This is a genomic window from Paenirhodobacter ferrireducens (assembly GCF_004022265.1).
Taxonomy (GTDB): domain Bacteria; phylum Pseudomonadota; class Alphaproteobacteria; order Rhodobacterales; family Rhodobacteraceae; genus Rhodobacter; species Rhodobacter ferrireducens.
Genome location: NZ_SAVB01000036.1, coordinates 2,501 through 6,070 on the forward strand (window position 1 = coordinate 2,501; position 3,570 = coordinate 6,070).

At 56.4% G+C, this 3,570-nt stretch carries 1 tRNA gene and 2 rRNA genes (1 of these 3 running past the window's edge); all 3 read left to right on the plus strand.

The annotated features are described in order from the left end of the window. Window positions 1–2,623: ribosomal RNA gene (locus EOW65_RS19445) — 23S ribosomal RNA — on the plus strand; it begins 209 nt to the left of the window's first position. An 82-nt stretch (window positions 2,624–2,705) separates the two neighbouring features. Continuing rightward, window positions 2,706–2,820 (plus strand): 5S ribosomal RNA (gene rrf, locus EOW65_RS19450). Window positions 2,821–2,916: 96 nt separating this feature from the next. Then, window positions 2,917–2,993 (plus strand) — tRNA-Met (locus tag EOW65_RS19455). The last annotated feature ends 577 nt before the right edge of the window (window positions 2,994–3,570 follow it).

The window sequence follows — 3,570 nt, forward strand, 5'->3', positions numbered from 1 at the left end:
TAAGAGCGAACCCGGGGAACTGAAACATCTAAGTACCCGGAGGAAAGGAAATCAATAGATACTCCCCTAGTAGTGGCGAGCGAACGGGGACCAGCCGAGCCGTGAGAATGAGCAGAATGGTCTGGAAAGGCCAGCGATATGGGTGACAGCCCCGTATGCGAAGTTTGATCGGACGTATTAAGTAGGGCGGGACACGTGAAATCCTGTCTGAAGATCGGGGGACCACCCTCGAAGGCTAAGTACTCCTTACTGACCGATAGCGAACCAGTACCGTGAGGGAAAGGTGAAAAGCACCCCGACGAGGGGAGTGAAACAGTTTCTGAAACCGGACGCCTACAAGCAGTCGGAGCCGCCTTGAGCGGTGACGGCGTACCTTTTGTATAATGGGTCAACGACTTGGTCTTACGAGCAAGCTTAAGCCGTTAGGTGTAGGCGCAGCGAAAGCGAGTCTTAAATGGGCGATGAGTTCGTGGGATCAGACCCGAAACCGAGTGATCTAGCCATGTGCAGGATGAAGGTTGGGTAACACCAACTGGAGGTCCGAACCGACACCCGTTGAAAAGGGTCCGGATGACGTGTGGCTAGGGGTGAAAGGCCAATCAAACTCGGAGATAGCTGGTTCTCCGCGAAAGCTATTTAGGTAGCGCCTCGGACGAATACCTTGGGGGGTAGAGCACTACATGGGTGATGGGGTCCCACAGACTTACTGAGCCTAAGTAAACTCCGAATACCCAAGAGTACTATCCGGGAGACACACGGCGGGTGCTAACGTCCGTCGTGAAGAGGGAAACAACCCTGACCAACAGCTAAGGCCCCCAATTCGTGGCTAAGTGGGAAAGCATGTGGGACTTCCATAACAACCAGGAGGTTGGCTTAGAAGCAGCCATCCTTTAAAGATAGCGTAACAGCTCACTGGTCTAGTCAAGAGGTCCTGCGGCGAAGATGTAACGGGGCTCAAGCCACGAGCCGAAGCTTTGGATGCACAGCGATGTGCGTGGTAGCGGAGCGTTCTGTGATATAGAACGCTGCCTCCTTAGTATCGTTCGCGATACATTGGAGGCAATGTTCTGACTGTGAAGCCGGCCTGTGAGGGATCCGGTGGAGTGATCAGAAGTGAGAATGTTGACATGAGTAGCGACAAAGAGGGTGAGAGACCCTCTCGCCGAAAGTCCAAGGGTTCCTGCTTAAAGCTAATCTGAGCAGGGTAAGCCGACCCCTAAGGCGAGGCCGAAAGGCGTAGTCGATGGGAACCAGGTTAATATTCCTGGGCCATGTGGTGGTGACGGATCTCGAGGGTAGTTCGATCTTATCGGATTGATCGGGCTGCTGAGAGGTTCCTGGAAATAGCCCCACTTTAAGATCGTACCCGAAACCGACACAGGTGGACTGGTAGAGAATACCAAGGCGCTTGAGAGAACCACGTTTAAGGAACTCGGCAAAATGCCTCCGTAAGTTCGCGAGAAGGAGGCCCCATTCGCACGCAAGTGTGGGTGGGGGGCACAAACTAGGGGGTGGCGACTGTTTACTTAAAACATAGGGCTGTGCGAAGCCGTAAGGCGACGTATACAGTCTGACGCCTGCCCGGTGCTGGAAGGTTAAAAGGAGGGGTGCAAGCTCCGAATTGAAGCCCCAGTAAACGGCGGCCGTAACTATAACGGTCCTAAGGTAGCGAAATTCCTTGTCGGGTAAGTTCCGACCTGCACGAATGGCGTAACGATCTCCCCGCTGTCTCAAACGTGGACTCAGCGAAATTGAACTGTGTGTCAAGATGCACACTACCCGCGGTTAGACGGAAAGACCCCATGAACCTTTACTCTAGCTTTGCACTGGCATCAGGATTGTGATGTGCAGGATAGGTGGTAGGCTTTGAAGCGGCGACGCCAGTCACCGTGGAGCCTCCCTTGAGATACCACCCTTCGCACTCTTGATGTCTAACCGCGGCCCGTTATCCGGGTCCGGGACCCTGCATGGTGGGGAGTTTGACTGGGGCGGTCGCCTCCCAAATCGTAACGGAGGCGCGCGAAGGTTGGCTCAGACCGGTCGGAAATCGGTCGTTGAGTGCAATGGCAGAAGCCAGCCTGACTGCAAGACTGACAAGTCGAGCAGAGACGAAAGTCGGCCATAGTGATCCGGTGGTCCCAAGTGGGAGGGCCATCGCTCAACGGATAAAAGGTACTCTGGGGATAACAGGCTGATGATGCCCAAGAGTCCATATCGACGGCATCGTTTGGCACCTCGATGTCGGCTCATCTCATCCTGGGGCTGGAGCAGGTCCCAAGGGTATGGCTGTTCGCCATTTAAAGAGGTACGTGAGCTGGGTTTAGAACGTCGTGAGACAGTTCGGTCCCTATCTGCCGTGGGTGTAGGATACTTGATGGGAGTTGCCCCTAGTACGAGAGGACCGGGGTGAACGATCCACTGGTGGACCAGTTGTCGTGCCAACGGCAGTGCTGGGTAGCTATGATCGGACAGGATAAACGCTGAAGGCATCTAAGCGTGAAGCCCCCCCAGAAACTAGGTATCCCTTGAGGGCCGTGGAAGACCACCACGTCGATAGGCCGGAGATGTAAGCGCGGTAACGCGTTCAGTTGACCGGTACTAATTGCCCGATTGGCTTGATTTGATCCAGTAGCAGCAAGGCTCACGATCAAAAGCAGGTATACACAGGTTACAACTCGACTTGGACAGGATGGCTTCTTCCTCGGTTTGGTGGTCATAGCGCTGGCTAAACACCCGATCCCATCCCGAACTCGGCCGTTAAGGGCCAACACGCCAATGGTACTGCGTCTTAAGACGTGGGAGAGTAGGTCACCGCCAAACCTAGCAAGAAGCCAACGTTCTCTCAAAACGATCCAATCCCCGATAAGCTCAAAAAGCCCTCGGGGCACAAAAGGTCATGCAACGCATGATCCAGGTCGCGGGGTGGAGCAGCCCGGTAGCTCGTCAGGCTCATAACCTGAAGGTCGCAGGTTCAAATCCTGCCCCCGCAACCAACGTTCCCGACTCGATAGAATGACAACCCCTCGCCAACCGCGGGGACTTTTGCATATCTGGTTCCGACAACGCCAGGATCCCCGCAAGATCACCGCTGAGCTCGATCCTGTGCCCATCGGGCGCGTCCGATGCCGGGATCATCCGGATCTCGGAGATCAGACTGCGCATCGCTTCAGCGGCCTGAACCCGAACCACGGGATCTGACAGGGCATTGACCAGATCGCCGATCTTCTGGCGGTAGAGATCGCCAAGGCTCGGGTGCATCCGCAGGACGGCCGGCTCCGGCGCCTCCGCAACCTGGATTGTGAGGGTCCGCTTTCGATCCTCGAGCACCGCCATCTTCTCCTTGATCGAGGAGTGATACAGGCCGTCCTCGATCGCCGAGAGAAAACCGGCGATCTTCTTCTCGACTTGGGCGAGCTCCCGCTCGGCCCTTGCGCGCGCGGCCTGCGTGTCGGCTTGCGCCGCGTTCCAGGCCGTGCGGTATTCCTCGATGAAGGTGTCGAGGAGGGCAGGGTGGAGCAGGCGCTCCCGGAGACCGGCCAGGACCCGCCCGGCGCGGATCGCGCGCCGGCT